Below are 17588 nucleotides of genomic sequence, written 5' to 3'. Positions count from 1 at the left end.
GTTTTAGAACAATACATCCTGTCGCCCAGGCATTTGATCTGCTGAGATTTTATCAACAGCAAACTGATATTTTAAAATATTCTTCATCGAGTCCTGTTCAACAACATCAATTGCACCCATCACATCTTCATTTTCAGGATCTTGCAATCTTGCGGCTTCACACCACTTAACCGCTTCAGGATAATTAAAATAATGTGGTCGATCTGCTTGATCTGCATACAAACGTGCCAAAGCGGTCATTGCCTTAATATGCCTGTTCCATCCATGCTCGATCAATAAGGGAATGATCGTATCGCCAAGATCGGGGTAAAAACTATAATAAAACATGCGGTCAGCGTATAAATCTATAATATCGCTTTCTAACTCTTCATATTCATAAGTACCGTCTTTACGCGACTTTTCTAAACCGATTCTGGTTTTTTCAAAATAATCTAAACTCTGTTTCAGTAAAGGATAAGGTTGAGTTTCACTCTCTTTAATGCCTCGATTAAGGTAATTCACGCCCACGTTATACATGGCAATATAATGACCTTGCTCTGCTGCTTTGGTTGAATATTTTTTTGCAATATCAACATCGTATAAACTAGAATCTTCACGTGAATGAATATAACCACAGGTAAAACTCGGATTGACATAACCCAAATCTGATGCACGATGCAACATATCAATCACCAGTGGATAATCCTCTGGTGCATCAAAAGGCTTAAAAACCCGATAAAAACAACAATCATCACCTTCAGGAAATTTCTTCGGCTTTTCCAGAGTCATTGCAAACTCATACCATGATTGTGAAACCAAAGGATTTTTTTCTATTCCAGACCAACCATGCTGCGCGAGTAAGCCATATAAAACAGAAGCACTGGCTAGAATTTTTCGGTTCGATATAGCAATTTTTCCTAAAAAATCATTTGATCGAGCATGTTTATACCAATACTCGATTGCACGGCGTAATTCATATTCATCAAAAATATCTTCATCGACGGTATGTAAGTAACATTCTAAAATCTTAGGATCAGACTCATTCAGAAGCCAATAAAAATATGCCAGACGCAAATAGATTTTGGCACGATTGGCATCACTGAGTGGACGTTTCAATAAGTCTTGCGCGATTTGAATATGCTTTTTAATTTCACCGGTTTGCTCACTCGAGTAACTATCTTCTACCGAGTCATACCACATCACAAAATTGAGTTCATTCTTTTCAATTTCTGAAAAATGCTGACACCAATCTGATTGAATAAATCGAGTAATGGCTTCATAGCTATAGCCCCATCGTGGCAATAGATAGAAGCAATAGTCAATCGCTGCAACCAATCCAAACTTTGATTGATCTATAAAAACTTTTAGCCAAAGCGCAGATGCTTTTTGTGGTAAATCCAGTGAATTTCTAAGCTCAATATACGGTACGAGCAATTCAGGGATTTGCTCAGGCAATTGCAATGCTAAGTCTGCGTGTAAACCACTTAAAGCAGCCAATTCTTTATAAGAAGGTTTGATAATATGTCTTAAATTTTGTGGCGGTTTTTGTTTGGTGAACCATTTTTCAAACCACTGCGGCTCGTCCAATCGTGCTGCTGTATTTAATAAATGAATTGCGACAGACCAGCAATCACTTGAAAAAGTTAAAGCTTGCATCGCAGTAACATACACTTGCTTCTGTGCCTCACTTGCACAGTCCCACATATCTTCAGTAACTTGATTTGCCCAAGTTCCACCACGATACTCGGCAGACCAAAATCCCCAGTAACGCACTTTCATCAAATAAGGATAAATACTTTCAGGATATGCTTTCGACCAATCCTCGATATGTTTCAGCGCCAAAGGTCCTTGATTCAGAAACATTTCATGAAACATACGATAGGCAAAATTAAACCAATCATGTTCCCATTGTAAGGCTGTTTTACCATTACGATCATGCCAAAGCTCAGTAAAATATTTTTCTAATTCAGCAAACTGTCTATTTTCAAGTAAACCAAAAGGATATTTTTGATCTTTACGAAAAGCTTCATGTACATATTCTGCCTTGATCATGACGAAGCTCCTACAACGATCGCATTAGAATGATTCTGCTGTGTGATTAAATCATTTTGAAGTTGAGGGTGTTTTAATTCAGGGAATAATTCTAAATGCCAATCTAGTGATTTCCAATTACAACTTGAACTTTCTAAATATCGATCCACTTCATAACGTGCTGATTTATCATAACTCTGATGATCAGAGTGCTTGATAATCAAATCAATTTCACGCCCTTGTGCATAATACTGCCCCATTTCTTTCCAACTCTCACAGCAATCTTGAATAATCTGTGCAGAGGCTAAAATATACTGCCAAGCTTCATCTTCTTTGATGTAATCAAACTGATGGAGTAAGCGCATGGTGACAATTTTCTGAATATGCGCATAGACCAATACATCCCGATAATAAGGACGCTCATGTTTATTTAAGTCGTACCATCCATGAAAATCCCCCACATAGAAGTAATCTTGAAAGAAATATTCAATACTGGTCAAACGCTCAATTTGACTATCATTTTCCAGTTTTAACAACTGATCTAAATGTTTCTTAAACTTTGTTTCATCATTTTTAAAATCATCAAGTTGTAAGCTGTCCACATCATCATGCGAGATTTTATTTCTGGCATAGATCAAGTCCCCAGTCGCCAATGCCCATCTTTTTCTCGAATCAGCATTACTTTTAAGGAAAGGCATAGCAGGGATCGCAAAAATCACCATTAAAATTTTAAAAATCCAACCCACTAACGGAATTTGACTAAGTACTGCAAGTGCAAGAAAGACCAAGTAAAAAGGTAAAAGAATTAAATGAATCAAAATATGCATACTTTTCTTTTCAGCAAATTCGAGTGGAATATTTAATTTCCGTTGATCAAATGCGACATCAGTAAAGGCTTTGACTTGCTCAATCAATTGACTTTGTGGTTCGAGAATAAATTCTTCACGCTTGGTTGCAATCATCATCCATTGCAAAACTTTAGATTGCTTATCACACAATTCCATAAGGTTCGGATCATGCATCACAATCCCTTCAACTTGTACCTCATTATCCAGTTCATAGAAATAAAAATAAGGCTTTTCAGTTGATGCCGTTTTTATTTTAGCTTCAACTTTGATTTCATTCGATTCGTTGTTCTGCTCACTTTCCGCAACCAATTCAGGCTGATAAAGAATCCCCATACGCGCACAATCTGAGTTTTGATTATTCTTCGGTTGAATCAAGTTCAGGAACAATAAAACATCGTCTGCATATTTTTTGACAGGAACTTCGTTCTGTTTCCCTTTAATTTGTTCAATGCACCAATCTTCACCATCCCACTCTAAACTGATGGTGACATGAGGTTTATTTAGCTTATCTCGCAAGCTGAAATAGCGAAATATCCCTTGTTCCTTTTGGGTCACGTAAAACTCTGCATATCCACCAGTTAAATCTTTGAGATGATCAAATTGCCCTAAGCAATGCTGCATATAACGTGATTCAAATGCCAACTCTTGACGAAGCAATTGCCCCATGGCATTAATTTCAACAAAACGTCCTGTGCTCACAGTTAAAATATCTGTAAGCGCATTTTCATTACTGTCCCATTTGCCTTTTTCCAAACGCTTTTTCATGAGTTCATGATCTTTATGCCAAGCCTCTAAGACTTGGTCATAGGTCATTTTCATGAATTTACCTTTTAAATTACTTTTCAGCCGCGAATTAAAAAATTCAAGAATCGGTTTCTCTAAAGCCAAAATTTGCTCGTGTAATGGATCAACATAGAGCATCTGACTTTCGGGCTGTTGTTCTAATTTTTTTAGAAACCAAGTAGGGATTGGCTGGGGTAATTGGCAAATTTTCCATGCAGACACTGAGTTGACATGAAAGACTGGATTGAATTGTTTAATCACAAATTCAAAGAATTTTTTTTCCAACCATTGCGTAATTTCAGGGTCATCATTTCGTTTTTGGCTACGCTCAACAATGGTTTTTTTAACTTCTGGCGCATTGACAATATCACGTGTTTCCATTGTATTCCATTTTAAAATTATATATTTATGACTGTTTTTATAAATATTATTGATAAAAACATTCAAACTTTCTGGATGTTTAATTCACTTATTCTATAACAAAATCTACCCAATAAACTAGAATTTAACGTGTTTATAATTTCGCTATGATATGATTTTATAAAATTCAAAATATCGTTCATTATGAAAAAAATCGTGGTCTTTTCAGGTGCAGGTATGAGTGCTGAAAGTGGCATCAGCACTTTTCGTGACAGTAATGGTCTTTGGGAAAATTACGATATCCAAGATGTTGCTACACCTGAAGCTTGGCATCGTAATCCTGAGCTCGTTCAACGTTTTTATAATGAACGGCGGAAAAATATTTTAGAAGCCCAACCGAACAAAGCGCATCAAATCATTGCTGATTTAGAACAATATTTTGATGTAGCAGTGATTACCCAAAACATTGATGACCTACATGAACGTGCAGGTAGCCAAAATGTGATTCATTTACATGGTAATATTCGTTTGGCGAAAAGTTCAAAAGCAAATGCACAATACAGTACTGAATTTTATCCAATAAAAGGCTGGGAACTCAACTTAGAAAATGATAAATGCCCTGATGGCTATCCTTTACGCCCTCATGTGGTGTGGTTTGGCGAAGCTGTTCCCGCCTATGAGGATGCTGTTCAAACCATTCAAGATGCTGATATTTTTATCGTGATCGGCTCAACTCTGACGGTATATCCTGTTGCAGGTTTGATTCATGAAATACCATCAACATGTGAAGCCTATTATATCGATCCGCATGCCAGTTATGAGCGTGTCCCACAGCAATATCAATGCTTAAAAATGAATGCAACTGAGGGTATGCAACAACTGTTTGAACGTTTTATTGCAAAATAAAACCCAACCTTACCGATTCACTTGATCAGTAAGGTTGCTATCTCATATTTAGATGAAATCAATGCGCTTTCAGTCCATCAAACTTTATTCACCTGAAGGGTTTGATTTGTTATTTTGATCTGATTGATGGTCTTTAGGATAATCAGATTTCAAAGAATCATTAAATAATTTATTCAATAACGGCTTGAATAAGCGATACAGAATAATTAAGACCAAAATGATTAAATACAGTGGCCAAATTGTGATGAGAATCACCAACAAATCTAAAATAAAGTGCCAACCATATTGCACACCATCCCAAGCACGTTTCCAGAAACTATCTCCATTTAAACGCGCCACAGCATCTACATCGACATCTAAACTTTCACGCACCATCGCAGGCTGTTTAATACTGATACTAATGGTACTAAAACGCACACGGTCTTGAACTTCAAGTTGGGTTAAACGGGCAATTTCATTGAGTTCGGTACGTCTGGTATCACTTGGCACAGTCTGTGTTTGTGCCATTTTTTCTTCTAATAGCTTTAATTCAAAACGTTTTGCTGAATATTGTTGTTGATTTAAAAAGAACATTAAAGGCAAAAGTTGATTGACATATACTGCTGCTTTATCACTTGGAACACGAACAATAATTTCAGCATGCGGATTTACTTTTTCAAAAACTCGGATTTTTCCATCACCAATTTTTTGCGTCTGAGTGTCCATCACATCAAAATTAATATTCTTTTGCTCGATAAATCCACCTGCTTGAAAGGTGAGCTTGTCGATTTCCAAAGCCGTTTTAACCACATCTTTTGCCGTGAAATCAACTTGCGCTTCACGTACCATTCGGCGTGCTTTTTCTGCATCACTCACTTCTGTGGTCAGAATCGTTTCAGGTTTCTGCTCTGTTACAGGTGTTGTATTGGGATTACTTGGTGAAGCAGCATCTGCGACAGCCTGATCCGCTGCTTGTTTCGCATTTTGTACATCTTGTGAAGCAACTTCAACGCTTGAATTTGTCGCACTATCTGCACTCGCTTCTTCTGCTTTTTTTGAGCATCCTGAAATAAGGATTAAGCTTAAAATGAGTATTAAATGTTTATTATTCATCATCATATTTCTTTCGTTTGAGTTTATACGTTATATATTTTTCTCGATTATATAGAAATTCTAATCATGTCGCTATGCAAAAAAATACAGCACCGAAATGCTGTATCGCTCAAACTCATCTGTATTTACAAAGAATGTCTACGCGAATGCACTTAACTCACCCGATCCATTTCCTCATAAGGCTGAATATCAATTTTTGAAATCATATTTTCAAAAGAGAATATTTCATCCAATTGTTCTTGAGTCATTAAACCTTGCTCAAGTACCACTTCTTGAATGGTTTTATTCTCAGCAATACATTGTTTACCAATTTCATCACATTTTGCATGACCTAGAATCGGATCAAGCAAAGTAATAATCCCAACACTACGCATCACGGCATCAAAACAAGTTTGTTCATTGGCAACAATGCCTTGAATACATTTCTCATCTAAAGTTTGAATACCATGCGTTAGAAGTTCAATGGATTCATTCATAGATAAAGCAATGACTGGCTCCATCACATTCAGTTGTAATTGCCCAGCTTCAGCTGCAAAAGTAATGGTGAGATCATTACCTATCACTTTAAATGCAATTTGATTGACCACCTCAGGAATCACGGGATTCACTTTTGCAGGCATGATCGATGAACCCGCTTGTAATTCAGGTAAGCGAATCTCCCACAAACCGGTTCGAGGTCCAGAACTGAGTAAGCGTAAATCATTACAGATTTTAGAAAGCTTGACTGCTAAACGCTTTAAAGTACTCGAAAGAATAATGAATACACCACAATCACTGGTTGCTTCAACATAATCCTCTGCACCAGTTAAATTTAGACCTGTAATTTCTTTTAAATTATCGCTCACTTGCGCTGCATAGCCATGAGGCGTATTCACCCCAGTACCAATTGCAGTTGCACCTAAGTTAATTTCCAATAGCAATGCTCGAGTTTTTTTAATCAGACGCACATCTTCTTTTAAAAGCGTCGCAAAAGCATGAAACTCTTGTCCCAAAGTCATCGGAACAGCATCTTGTAACTGGGTTCTACCCATTTTTAAAACATATTGGAACTCTGTCGACTTTAAAATCAGTGAACTAATTAAGTTATTTATTTTTTCAAATAATACATCAAAGGAATAATAAGTCGCTAAACGCAAGGCTGTAGGATACACATCATTGGTCGATTGTGATTTATTGACATGATCATTTGGATGAATAATGTCATAACGCCCTTTTGCATAACCTAATGCTTCTAAAGCAATATTAGCAATCACCTCATTGGTATTCATATTGATAGAAGTGCCTGCTCCACCTTGGTAAATATCAGTTGGAAAAGAATCTTTCCAATCTTGTGGATTTTCTATTAATTGATTACAAGCATTTTGAATGGATAAACTGATTTCTTCAGAAATTTTATTGAATTGTAAATTGGTTTTAGCGGATGCTTTTTTGACCTGAGCCAAAGCACGAATAAAATGGCTTTGTTCTCCCACCGTATGTTTGGAAATATTGAAGTTTTCCAAAGCGCGAACCGTATGAATACCATAATAACTATTTATTGGAACTTCTTTACTGCCCAATAAATCCTTTTCGACTCGCATTGTTTCTAATTGAACCGTTTCCATTTGCTTTACTCTTTTTTATATGCACTATATTTGTGCTATATCCATATTATTCTTTTTAATTCATTTCTCTATTAGCAAAAGACACCATTTAGATAAATTATTCTTATTTAAATATAGTCTAATGTTAACAATGTAACATCGTGTAAATAATCATTTTAGGGATTATTTGAGCACTTTTCTTTTATTTTAATTTTTAGTTTTTCTTATAAAATTATGTATTTTTTCGATTGTATCTAAATGTACAATTGGATACATAAACCACCATTATTTACATTAGAACCCAAACAGCGATTTTTTTTATTTCTGTAAAGAATCAGCAAGTGAAATTAACGCAAAAAAATAAAACTTGGAGCTTTATCTCCTTAAAGGAATGAATTGGATATGGACTCAATCAACCCCACAGTAGTGACATTTATTTTTTATATTATTGCTATGGTCTGTATAGGCTTATATGCGTATAGACGAACCACAAATTTTTCAGATTATATTTTAGGTGGACGAAGCTTAGGAAGTTTTGTTACTGCACTATCCGCAGGTGCCTCTGACATGAGTGGTTGGCTCCTGATGGGGCTACCTGGTGCAATCTATATCACGGGGCTATCTGAATCTTGGATTGCGATTGGCTTGATTATCGGTGCATGGTTAAATTGGTATTTGGTCGCTGGACGCTTACGTGTCCATACAGAAATTCAAAATAATGCTTTGACATTACCCGATTATTTCACCAGTCGTTTTGCAGATAAAAAGAAAGTGCTTCGTATTATCTCAGCTTTGGTAATTCTCATTTTCTTCGGGATCTACTGTGCTTCTGGCATGGTGGCGGGTGCTCGTCTATTTGAAAGTATTTTCGCAATGGATTACTCGACGGCTTTATGGGTAAGTGCAATTGCAACGATGAGCTATGTCTGTATCGGCGGTTTCCTTGCAATCAGCTGGACAGATACTTTCCAAGCTGGCTTGATGATTTTTGCTTTGCTTCTCGCACCAATTATGACTTTCCTTGCGGTAGGTGATTTAACTACTGTGAATCACTTAATCGAATCTGTTCGCCCTCATGCAGCAAATATGTTCCAAGGTGTTAGTGCTATCGCCATTATTTCATCCATGGCTTGGGGCTTAGGCTATTTTGGTCAACCACATATTCTTGTGCGTTTTATGGCAGCAGATTCAGTTAAGTCTATTCCAAATGCCCGCCGTATCGGTATGGCTTGGATGATTCTATGCTTAGGTGGTGCGGTTGCGATTGGTTATGTGGGTATTGCTTACTTTGCAGCAAACCCAGATATTCCTGCTGCTGCCATCGTGGCAAAAAATCCAGAAACCGTATTTATGGAATTGACCAAAATCCTCTTTAATCCATGGATTGCAGGTGTGGTTCTGGCTGCGATTTTAGCGGCAGTGATGAGTACCTTGAGCTGTCAATTACTCGTATGTTCAAGTACATTGACTGAAGATATTTATAAATCATTTATCCGTAAAACTGCATCACAAAATGAGTTGGTATGGGTGGGTCGTTTAATGGTATTGGCAATTTCAGTATTGGCAATCCTTTTAGCATTCAACCCTGAAAGTAAAGTACTCGGTTTAGTGGCTTATGCATGGGCTGGTTTTGGTGCAGCTTTTGGACCATTGATTATCTTGTCAATTTTCTGGAAACGTATGACGTTGAATGGTGCGATCATTGGGATTATTGTCGGTGCAGTGACCGTTATTCTTTGGAAAAACACCATGGCGCATACAGGACTATATGAAATCGTACCAGGCTTTATTCTGTCTTTCATCAGTATCGTAATCGTAAGTTTAATGGGTAAAGCGCCTGAACAAGAAGTCATTGATCGTTTTGACCATGCTGAACAAGTGTATGATCGTGAGATGAAAAATCTTTAATATCGGTAATAAATTAAATCTTTAATTTTATAGTTACCATTAAAAAACCTCTCCTGAGCCAATCAAGAGAGGTTTTTTAATATTTTGAATGTTAAAAAATATTCTACTTTTTTGCTTTTGCCTTAAAATTTAAATGCAACTGTCCACTGTCTTTAATCACTTCCATCACAGGATAACTTCGGGTTTCTTTCACACCAGGCAACTGCCATAGTACTTGCCCAGAAATACGGCGAAACTCCTCCATATCTGCACAACGAATTTTCACTAGAAAGTCAAAGCCACCACTAATCATGTGACAAGCCATAATCTCAGGATATTGCACCACAGCATCCGAGAATTCATCCAAAGCATTTGGCGTAGTTTTATCCAAAAGTATTTCAACAAAAACGACAAAATTTGCCCCTAACATTTTAGGATTAAGCTTCGCTTCATAGCCAAGAATATAACCTTCTGCTGTGAGTTTTTGCACACGTGCAAGCGCAGCCGTTGCTGATAAGTTCACTTCTTCAGCCAATTTAATATTGGAAATTTTGGCATCTTTTTGCAGTATTTCTAAAATCCGAATATCTATCCGATCCAGGTTTAAATACGCACCTTCCATAGCATAATTCTCTAAATATTATTCAAATTATAGTGAGTTATTCACCAAATATTCTGTAATCATAAATTATATAAGGCGAAATGCTCAACAAAAATTTTCAAGTCACAGGATGTTGGCAATGAATATGAATTCACCACAAAATTTAGACTCCCATACAAATTTGAATACGGAATCTATTCAAAATTTTGCACCAAGCTTAGATTACATCACTGAGTTTAAAGATAAGTCTGATTTAGAAGATGCAATCAATACGGCTTGGCGTCGCTCTGAACCTGAATGCGTGGAGAATTTACTTGATCACAGCCAAATGTCCGAAGAGTTGAATCAAAAAATTTATGACATTGCTTTTAATCTCGCGCATAGCTTACGTGACCGTAAAAGCTCATCTGGAAAAGCAGGCATTGTGCAAGGCTTGTTGCAAGAGTTTTCCTTATCATCACAAGAAGGCATTGCCTTGATGTGTTTGGCAGAAGCCTTACTCCGTATCCCAGACAGTGCGACACGCGATTTATTAATCAAAGATAAAATTAACCAAGGCAACTGGAAAGACCATTTAGGTCAAAGTAATTTGATGTTCGTGAATGCTGCAGCGTGGGGTTTAATGCTGACAGGCAAGCTCATGGAAACCCCAAAACAGAATAGCCTTTCTGGTATTTTGACCTCTCTTCTCGCACGTACAGGCAAAGGCGTCATCCGTAAGGCTGTCGATGTGGCGATGCGTATGATGGGTGAGCAGTTTGTCACAGGTGAAACCATCGAAGAAGCTTTGGATAATGCCAAAGTGCTTGAAGATAAAGGTTTCCGTTATTCTTATGATATGTTGGGCGAAGCTGCTTTAACTGAGCATGATGCAGATCGTTATTTTGAAGATTACACCCAAGCCATTCATGCCATTGGTAAGGCTTCAGCAGGCAAAGATGTATATTCTGGACCTGGTATCTCGATTAAGCTTTCTGCTTTACACCCTCGTTATCAACGCTCACAGATCGCGCGTGTTCACGATGAACTCTATCCGCGTATTTTAAATCTTGCGCTTTTAGCCAAAACCTATGACATCGGTTTAAATATTGATGCAGAGGAAGCAGATCGTTTAGAACTTTCTTTAGAGCTACTTGAACGTTTGTGCTTTGAACCGCAATTGGCGGATTGGAAAGGCATCGGCTTCGTCATTCAAGCTTATCAAAAACGTTGTTTCTATGTGGTTGATTATATTGTTGATCTTGCAAAACGTAGCCAAAAACGTCTAATGATACGCCTAGTTAAAGGTGCTTACTGGGACAGTGAAATTAAAAAAGCGCAAATTGATGGTATGAGTGACTACCCTGTTTTCACGCGTAAAGTACATACCGATTTGTCTTACATAGCTTGCGCCAAAAAACTATTGGCTGCACCCGAATACATCTACCCTCAATTTGCGACACATAATGCGCAAACCCTTGCCACGATTTACCAATTAGCAGATCCACAAAAATATTATACAGGTCAATATGAGTTCCAATGCTTACACGGCATGGGCGAACCACTTTATGAACAAGTTGTAGGAAATGTTGCTGATAATAAACTTGGAATCCCTTGCCGAATTTATGCCCCAGTCGGTAATCACGAAACCCTACTCGCTTATTTAGTACGCCGTTTATTGGAAAATGGCGCGAATACCTCTTTTGTAAATCGTATTGCAGATAAAAGTATTCAAATTGATGATCTCATTGAAGATCCAATTCATGAAATCATGCAAACCGCACAAAAAGAACAAGCCGTAGGTTTAAAACATCCTGCGATCCCTTTGCCTCAAGATTTGTATCAAGGCATTCGACAAAACTCTAAAGGTTTAGATCTTGCTGATGATAGCGAATTGACTGAATTAAACCGTATTGCTCAACAGTATTCTTCTCATCAATGGAACAGTGCTAGCCTCGTTGATCAGCTTGATATTCAAGATTTATCAGAAAGTAATGCAGTTGAAATCCGTAATCCATCGAATCATCAAGACCTCGTTGGCTATGTCATCGAAGCAGAAACAGCACAAGTTGACCTGGCTTTAGAAAATGCACATCAAGCATTAGAGGATTGGAAAAATACCTCTAAAGACGTTCGTGCAGACTTACTGTTGAAAGCTGCGGATTTGATGGAAGCACGTATTCATGAGTTGATGGTTTTATTAAACCGTGAAAGTGGTAAAACCTATAGCAATGCCATTGCAGAAGTCCGTGAAGCTGTGGATTTCCTACGTTATTATGCAGCTCAAGCAAAAGCGATTGATCATAATACTGTTATAGAACCTTTAGGAACTGTGCTATGTATTAGTCCTTGGAACTTCCCATTGGCAATTTTTTCGGGACAAATTTCTGCAGCTTTGGTTGCTGGAAATACCGTGATTGCAAAACCTGCGGAACAGACTCCTTTAATTGCCGCACAAGCGATTCAAATTTTATGGGAAGCTGGCATTCCTAAATCAGTCGTTCAACTTTTACCTGGTCGTGGTGAAACTGTTGGCGCCAAACTCAGCCAAGATGAACGTATCCAAGGTATTATGTTCACGGGTTCTACTGAAGTTGCCAAAATTTTACAGAAAACTGTTGCCCAAAGACTGAGCCCATCAGGACAACCAATTCCATTGATTGCCGAAACAGGTGGTCAAAATGCCATGATCGTGGATTCATCAGCACTGACTGAGCAAGTTGTGATTGATGCAGTAAATTCAGCCTTCGATAGTGCGGGTCAGCGTTGTTCTGCCCTGCGTGTACTCTGTGTGCAAGAAGACAATGCAGCGACATTGATCAAAATGCTAAAAGGTGCAATGCAACAGTTGAAAATCGGTAATCCAATTCTACTAAAAACCGATATTGGTCCTGTGATTGATCAAGAAGCACAGCAAAATATTGAAAAGCATATTGAAATGATGCGTAGCAAAGGTTGTCCAGTCCATCAATTTGCAGATAATACCCCAACATCTGACTTGAATGCGGGTACATTTATTGTTCCAACCCTGATTGAACTACCGAATTTAAATGATTTAAAACGTGAAGTCTTCGGTCCAGTCTTGCATGTGATCACCTATAAATATGGTGAGTTAAAACAACTTTTAAAGCATATCAATTCTAAAGGTTATGGTTTAACGATGGGTTTACATACCCGTATTGATGAAACCATTCAAACCACGATTGAGCATGCGGAAGTTGGAAATCTCTATATTAATCGCAATATTGTCGGTGCAGTCGTCGGCGTACAACCGTTTGGTGGTGAAGGTTTATCAGGCACTGGACCTAAAGCAGGTGGTCCAATTTATCTATATAAATTGATGCAACATACCACATTGCCACTACAACCTTTTGGCACGGTAAAAACGCTTTCCACACGAAATACAAAAAATTCTGAAATTTATGAATTATTTGAAAAATGGGTAAAGCAAAGCTATGCTCAGATTCAATTACAACCATATCAATCTCCGGTTGCATTGTATGAGTTACCTGGACCTACAGGTGAATCTAACCAATATCAAATTGTGGCACGTCAACGTATCTTGGCGATTGCAGACAATGAAACTTCACTACTCGATCAATTCAATGCAATCTTAAGTTTAAATGCGCAAGCCATCATTTTGAGTGACAATACACTTGCCTTGAAAATGATTCAGTCTATGCCTCAAGCTTTAAAACAAAAATTCACGATGGTCAATGATTTAATCACTGGTGAATTTGATGCGGTGCTACACCAAAGCTCTGAACAAAGTTTGCAAAATACTCAAGCAATGGTTGCACAACGCCAAGGTGCTATTGTAGGAATTACCCATTGTCATGATGTAAATGGGCAAATTCCACCTGAACCACTATTGATTGAGCGTGCAATCAGCATCAATACAGCTGCTGCCGGAGGTAATGCAAGTTTGATGACACTAGATAGTTAAGAGTTCATTGACTTTCTAAAGTAGAAGACCATCACATTTACACCGTATTACCCAAGCTTTTTGAATGAGAAGCTTGGGTATTTTTAATGCCTTTGCAATCCAAAAATATTATTCAATTTTTTATAAAACTTCTTTGAATTAACTCATTTTTTATGTCTATTAATTTTTGCTGATTTTCAGATTTAAAACCTTCCATCAACCATGCACCATCGGCAGCATAGCGTAACAATTGTAAATTCATATCCTGATCAGTCGCTTGATGTCGAACCAAACGTTGCGCCAACCACTGGTTCCATTCTGCACAAAAAGCCTGATCTGAAATAAACGTTAGACACAAAGCTGACCACACTGAACCGATCCCAAAATTCTCACTCGTTAACGTCAGCTCAATATAAGCACGTGTAAAACAACCATATTCAATCGTTTTCATTGCTAGATATTTTTCAACTTCATCATCTAAAGTATGCATTGCACTGCTGATCATTGCCGTAATTAAGCTTTGTTTATTGGGGAAATGATGAAACACGCCCCCCTTTGTCACATTTGATAAATCTGCTACAGCCTGAATAGATACACCTTGCATACCACTTTCTGCGGCAAGTCGCATGGTATTTTGCAAAATAAGCTGTCGAACTTTTTCCGGCTCTTTTTTACGTTGATGCGCGTTGCTGATCTGAGTCAAATTAATGCCCTGCGGTAGTTGAAAATAAATTAATTACGATAACACCTGAAATAATCAAAGCAATCCCAATCATCGCAGCGAGATCAAAACTTTGTTTAAATACAATAAATCCTAAAAATGCTGTCAATACGATACCAACACCCGCCCAAATTGCATAAGTAATTCCCAATGGAATGACTTTCACCACTTGTGATAACAAGTAAAAGGCGATGCTATATAACACCAAAACGGTTAAAGACGGTACTAATTTAGTAAAACCTTCTGATTTTACTATAAATGTAGAACCAATCACCTCTGAAACAATAGCAAATGCTAAGAGTAGATATGCAGTTAAAATAGGATTCATGAATAACTCAAAATAAAGATACCAACCAAATGGTATGTTAATATATTCTAGCAAAAATTTAAAATTAATTTCGATATGATATAAATATTTCTTAATAATAAATGTAAATCTATGATAATTATATTTTTTGAAAACAAAAAAGTGAAATATTTTTCAATATTTCACTTTTATAGATCCTGCTTTTACTTTGCCATCAAGCTGGACTTACAATGTAAAAGAAAGAAATGATAGCAATCAATACAAATACAGCGAGAACCAAATAAGTATTTAACGTATTGAAACTTTTTAAAAAATTTAAAATTTCCATTTTTTATTTTTCACAAAAAAACCAGACATTATAATAATATAATTTGTCCAACTTTGTAAGAACATTAAGTTAAATTAAATTTATAAAACATTTTTAAGAGTGACTTTTTGTATCAAAATCTGCTGATAAAAAACTGAAAATTACAGCAAAGAATTATCATTATCAAATGATAAATATTATCATAATATTGATTTTATTTACTTATTTTTCAAAAATCATAATAATCTAATAAAAATAGAATCAAACAAAAAGTATGCCAACTGTTTTATATTTATTAATTATTCTTAACAAATAATTTTATTCGTGAATAAAGAAGTATCCGCTTTCTTTAAATTCAAATCATAATTTAATTATTGGTAAAAATGTGCACAATCTCGTATAAACCGAGATAAATTCAACTTAACAATCTGAACTCATTTTTTTCGATGATATGTATCTCCATTTTGTTTATTTAAACAAAAGATTTTAAATTAAAGTTAAATAATTTGATGGATAACTCTTATCAATATTTTATTATTTTTTTCATAAAAAATTTAGACTCTCATCCCTGAGATTAATTTTAATAAAAAAATCAATTGTTTATTTTTTAAACAAAACTATCGAACTTCAAAATAATGTTTTTCTGTCACTACTTTAATTTTGATATTTTTATAAAAACGGAGTAATGGATCATTTGGGTCTTTCTTGAGCGCATCAGCGAATTTATCTTCATGCATCAATTGTGCATAAGTCTTATAACCGATTTCTAATACAGAAGGTTCCTTACCCTCAAGTTGGTAATCTTCAATACGCTTATTGATTTTCTTGACACTAATTTCCATCACAGCCTCCATAAATCTCTTTTTTTTATAACATTGTTTTATGACATTTATATTTAAATAACACAGTAATTTGACTTTCGAATTTTTATTACATCAATCTAATAATTAGTAAATATTTATTAAGAAAATTCAAATAAATTATTCAGATGAACATTTTACCTTATGATGAAATCCCTTTCGATCTACTCCAAAATAAAGCTAATAATTAAACCTTCGCAATTTGTTGATGTAAGCTTTGTAAAAAAATATCAGCCTCAGCTTTAGTTTCACATTTCTTGTGATACGTACCATTGGCTTTATAATTATGCGGAGTATATTCAATATCTATAGAAAAATTTTGTGTAATCATGTTTTTAGAAACATGTACAGCAATGATATGAATTGAATTTAGGTAAAAACCATCTTCTATTTTGACCAACATTTTACAGCCTCGAACTGATCACACAGGAAGTTAAAACAAAAAAGCTCATCATAGGATGATGAGCTTATTGTTTAAATAATTTAAACCGTATTGTACATTAATTTAGCTAAAATTGATTTTTTTTGATTGTTTTTTATCTACTACATCCCCCCCAATCTATGCTTTTTTACAATATCTTTAAAAAACATAACTCAATTATACGTTTCCAATTTTATTGTTTGACAATTTGCTCTCTTTTTCCAACATATCGATGCTAAATTAATAGCGTGATACAAATCACAAAATTATTTTCTAATGATTTATTATGCTTTATTTTATGGAGGCTTTCTCTATGAATTATTTGATTATTTTAAACTCTCCACACGATTACCATTTTGATGAAGTTCATAAAATCATCCAAAATTATGATGCATCTATCCGTGTGAATACCTCAACTTGGCTAGTGAATACAATCTATGATGCTAAAATCATTCGTCAACATTTATCCAATATTTTAGGGATAAATGATTCACTCCTTGTTTTTAAAGTTGATCATGAACACTCTTTTGCCAATGAATTAGATTTAAATGATTGGATGGAGGAAATGGAACAGAAAACTGTATTAAGCCCTTAAATTGATAATTCATTCAAAACAGTTGATAAAAGCAAATAAAAAAGCTACTCCGTTTATAGAAGTAGCTTCTCAATTTCGTATTAACTAATCAGTTTTATGAATGTATTAAACACTCAGCATACTACTGAGAGTTTCAACTTCAAGAATGATATAAATTATTGAAATTAATTGTTTTTATTCATTGAAAAATTTCTACCTGCAAAATTTCTGCAAAATAAAAACAAAACTCGAACATAAGTGATTAGTTCGATTGATGTTTTTGACCATCATCTAAAAACTAATTTTAGCATTTTGATGTTACGCTTAAATAGCTTTCAAAGGATGTTGCTGAATTTGGAATGTTGCCTAGTTGGGCGAAAGATTTATGCTTTAGTAAGAATATATATAATGAGCGCACCGAGAC

General features: G+C 35.8%; 13 protein-coding genes. 4 read left to right on the top strand and 9 right to left on the bottom strand.

What is annotated here, in order from left to right:
• Nucleotides 1–3: 3 nt before the first annotated feature.
• Both EXE09_RS06465 and EXE09_RS06460 read right to left on the bottom strand, forming a co-directional pair.
• Nucleotides 4–2031, bottom strand: coding sequence for a DUF4034 domain-containing protein (locus EXE09_RS06465; RefSeq protein WP_130116722.1), 2028 nt, complete (start codon nt 2029–2031; stop codon nt 4–6).
• On the bottom strand, nt 2028–4022 hold the full coding sequence (locus tag EXE09_RS06460) for a DUF1266 domain-containing protein (RefSeq protein WP_130116721.1): 1995 nt from the start codon (nt 4020–4022) through the stop codon (nt 2028–2030). The genes EXE09_RS06465 and EXE09_RS06460 overlap by 4 nt, the downstream gene beginning before the upstream one ends.
• A gap of 183 nt (nt 4023–4205) precedes the next feature.
• Between EXE09_RS06460 and EXE09_RS06455 the strand changes: the two genes are divergently transcribed.
• Nucleotides 4206–4907, top strand: a complete 702-nt coding sequence (locus EXE09_RS06455; RefSeq protein ID WP_130116720.1) for an SIR2 family NAD-dependent protein deacylase — start codon at nt 4206–4208, stop codon at nt 4905–4907.
• 84 nt (nt 4908–4991) lie between these two features.
• Here the strand turns inward: EXE09_RS06455 and EXE09_RS06450 are convergent, their stop codons facing one another.
• Nucleotides 4992–5999 carry a DUF4349 domain-containing protein gene (locus EXE09_RS06450; RefSeq protein WP_130116719.1) on the bottom strand — a complete coding sequence of 336 codons (1008 nt, stop codon included), beginning with the start codon at nt 5997–5999 and terminating at the stop codon, nt 4992–4994.
• 152 nt (nt 6000–6151) lie between these two features.
• Nucleotides 6152–7603, bottom strand: coding sequence for an aspartate ammonia-lyase (gene aspA / locus EXE09_RS06445; RefSeq protein WP_130116718.1), 1452 nt, complete (start codon nt 7601–7603; stop codon nt 6152–6154).
• A 381-nt stretch (nt 7604–7984) separates the two neighbouring features.
• Between aspA and putP the strand changes: the two genes are divergently transcribed.
• Nucleotides 7985–9490 carry a sodium/proline symporter PutP gene (putP, locus tag EXE09_RS06440; RefSeq protein WP_087551852.1) on the top strand — a complete coding sequence of 502 codons (1506 nt, stop codon included), beginning with the start codon at nt 7985–7987 and terminating at the stop codon, nt 9488–9490.
• 103 nt (nt 9491–9593) lie between these two features.
• Here the strand turns inward: putP and EXE09_RS06435 are convergent, their stop codons facing one another.
• Nucleotides 9594–10091, bottom strand: a complete 498-nt coding sequence (locus tag EXE09_RS06435) for an Lrp/AsnC ligand binding domain-containing protein (protein WP_068974307.1) — start codon at nt 10089–10091, stop codon at nt 9594–9596.
• Between the two features lie 118 nt (nt 10092–10209).
• On the opposite strand from EXE09_RS06435, the gene putA reads away from it, so the two are divergent.
• Nucleotides 10210–13995 (top strand): trifunctional transcriptional regulator/proline dehydrogenase/L-glutamate gamma-semialdehyde dehydrogenase, encoded by a 3786-nt coding sequence (gene putA / locus EXE09_RS06430; protein WP_416332361.1) that lies wholly within the window; start codon nt 10210–10212, stop codon nt 13993–13995.
• Nucleotides 13996–14107: 112 nt separating this feature from the next.
• Here the strand turns inward: putA and EXE09_RS06425 are convergent, their stop codons facing one another.
• The 4 genes from EXE09_RS06425 to EXE09_RS06410 all read right to left on the bottom strand — a co-directional run bounded on the left by EXE09_RS06425 (nt 14108) and on the right by EXE09_RS06410 (nt 16572).
• Nucleotides 14108–14677, bottom strand: a complete 570-nt coding sequence (locus EXE09_RS06425; RefSeq protein ID WP_228257174.1) for a TetR/AcrR family transcriptional regulator — start codon at nt 14675–14677, stop codon at nt 14108–14110.
• A gap of 1 nt (nt 14678) precedes the next feature.
• On the bottom strand, nt 14679–15023 hold the full coding sequence (locus EXE09_RS06420; protein ID WP_130116716.1) for a DMT family transporter: 345 nt from the start codon (nt 15021–15023) through the stop codon (nt 14679–14681).
• 903 nt (nt 15024–15926) lie between these two features.
• Complete coding sequence (locus EXE09_RS06415) at nt 15927–16151, bottom strand: hypothetical protein (RefSeq protein WP_068974309.1); 225 nt, start codon at nt 16149–16151, stop codon at nt 15927–15929.
• A gap of 205 nt (nt 16152–16356) precedes the next feature.
• Nucleotides 16357–16572: a hypothetical protein gene (locus EXE09_RS06410; RefSeq protein WP_068974310.1), complete on the bottom strand. Its 216-nt coding sequence runs from the start codon at nt 16570–16572 to the stop codon at nt 16357–16359.
• A gap of 331 nt (nt 16573–16903) precedes the next feature.
• Here EXE09_RS06410 and EXE09_RS06405 point away from each other — a divergent pair, with 331 nt between their 5' ends.
• Nucleotides 16904–17185 (top strand): hypothetical protein, encoded by a 282-nt coding sequence (locus EXE09_RS06405; RefSeq protein ID WP_130116715.1) that lies wholly within the window; start codon nt 16904–16906, stop codon nt 17183–17185.
• Nucleotides 17186–17588: the final 403 nt, after the last annotated feature.

The organism is Acinetobacter sp. WCHAc060025, from assembly GCF_004209355.1.
Classification (GTDB): domain Bacteria; phylum Pseudomonadota; class Gammaproteobacteria; order Pseudomonadales; family Moraxellaceae; genus Acinetobacter; species Acinetobacter wuhouensis.
This window is presented reverse-complemented; position numbering and strand designations above follow the sequence as displayed.

Excerpts from the sequence above, each read along its gene's own strand:
- EXE09_RS06435 (WP_068974307.1), bottom strand. The coding sequence starts at position 10,091 with ATGGAAGGTGCGTATTTAAACCTGGATCGGATAGATATTCGGATTTTA.
- EXE09_RS06450 (WP_130116719.1), bottom strand. The coding sequence starts at position 5,999 with ATGAATAATAAACATTTAATACTCATTTTAAGCTTAATCCTTATTTCA.
- putP (WP_087551852.1), top strand. The coding sequence starts at position 7,985 with ATGGACTCAATCAACCCCACAGTAGTGACATTTATTTTTTATATTATT.
- aspA (WP_130116718.1), bottom strand. The coding sequence starts at position 7,603 with ATGGAAACGGTTCAATTAGAAACAATGCGAGTCGAAAAGGATTTATTG.
- EXE09_RS06465 (WP_130116722.1), bottom strand. The coding sequence starts at position 2,031 with ATGATCAAGGCAGAATATGTACATGAAGCTTTTCGTAAAGATCAAAAA.
- putA (WP_416332361.1), top strand. The coding sequence starts at position 10,210 with ATGAATATGAATTCACCACAAAATTTAGACTCCCATACAAATTTGAAT.
- EXE09_RS06415 (WP_068974309.1), bottom strand. The coding sequence starts at position 16,151 with ATGGAAATTAGTGTCAAGAAAATCAATAAGCGTATTGAAGATTACCAA.
- EXE09_RS06460 (WP_130116721.1), bottom strand. The coding sequence starts at position 4,022 with ATGGAAACACGTGATATTGTCAATGCGCCAGAAGTTAAAAAAACCATT.
- EXE09_RS06410 (WP_068974310.1), bottom strand. The coding sequence starts at position 16,572 with ATGTTGGTCAAAATAGAAGATGGTTTTTACCTAAATTCAATTCATATC.
- EXE09_RS06455 (WP_130116720.1), top strand. The coding sequence starts at position 4,206 with ATGAAAAAAATCGTGGTCTTTTCAGGTGCAGGTATGAGTGCTGAAAGT.
- EXE09_RS06420 (WP_130116716.1), bottom strand. The coding sequence starts at position 15,023 with ATGAATCCTATTTTAACTGCATATCTACTCTTAGCATTTGCTATTGTT.
- EXE09_RS06405 (WP_130116715.1), top strand. The coding sequence starts at position 16,904 with ATGAATTATTTGATTATTTTAAACTCTCCACACGATTACCATTTTGAT.